1 protein-coding gene is annotated in these 1,068 nt (G+C 62.0%); it reads right to left on the reverse strand.

The features are described 5' to 3' along the window. Positions 1-16: 16 nt before the first annotated feature. Positions 17-781: an ImuA family protein gene (locus tag EN925_RS41270; protein WP_127388374.1), complete on the reverse strand. Its 765-nt coding sequence runs from the start codon at positions 779-781 to the stop codon at positions 17-19. Positions 782-1,068 lie beyond the last annotated feature (287 nt).

The raw sequence follows: 1,068 nt of genomic DNA on the forward strand, positions 1-1,068 counted from the left end.
GACCAGCACCAAGGGTCTATCCGGTGGCGGCGAGACGTCGCCCAATTTCCTTCTGAGCCGGTCGGTCGACCAGCTTGGAAGGAAGAGCGAGTCGACCCTTTGCATCACAAGCCTCCACTTCGATATCGAGCGTTTCCCCTCCACGTGATCGGATCAATTCAAGTTGCCATCGTGCCCGGCCGACGCCTGGCACGGGAAGCGGTCGCGACGGCAAGACAGAAACCCGCCAGCGCGTAACAGACGCCGTCGGCTGCCCGAAATCGGCGGCTTCGGTCTGGCGGCGCCAGCGGCGGATCGCGATGCCCATCGCGCCGGAGCCTTCCGATGCTAGCTGTAAACGTCGCGACGCCGTCATCGAGAGCCGGGCAACTTCGGCAACCACAGCCCCAAGCCCGACATGCCGCAAACCTTCTTCGAAGCAGGCGAGCAAGGATTTGTCGTCACCGGCTTCGACATAGATCACCCGGTCGGGGTGAAGTCCGACCTGGGCGATTGCCGGCGCAAACAGATCCTGGCGCGTCACGCACCACAGCACCTTGCCTTGGGTTCTGGCCGCAATGCCCGCCGCAAAAAGCGACGCGGCGGCGCCATCGAGCGCTCCATTGCCACCACCGGCAACTTCATGGAGCGCGCCAAGTGCCACACCGCCCCCAGGCAGGTGGCTGTCGATAAAGGAAATGCCGAAGGGGAGCACCACTCTTTCGCGCGTATTGCCGCCTTCGAGACGCGCAATGCGATTTCGATGATCGGAAATAGCAGCGTTTGGCGCCGATGCACTCATCTGTCCCCTGAACGCGAAATGCTGATGGTATGTTCCTCATTTGTTCTCTTCCTAATGAAGAGTCAATGGCATGGTGAGGTGGCGCTGCGAAGAAATGTTTGGCGCGACCGCTGCCGGGTGACACCGATAGAGTCGTTTGCCGACAGGACGATGCGGTCGAAGGCCACAATGCCGCGCTGGACGTCGCGCCGGCGACTGCCGGCGCCTAAAGGAAAAACGGCGCATAAACCGCAGTCCTGCGCGCGTCCGCAAGTGCGGACATTGTCGCGCGCAGGACGGAGGAAATT

This window comes from Mesorhizobium sp. M7A.F.Ca.US.006.04.2.1 (assembly GCF_004022915.1).
GTDB classification, from domain to species: Bacteria; Pseudomonadota; Alphaproteobacteria; order Rhizobiales; family Rhizobiaceae; genus Mesorhizobium; species Mesorhizobium ciceri.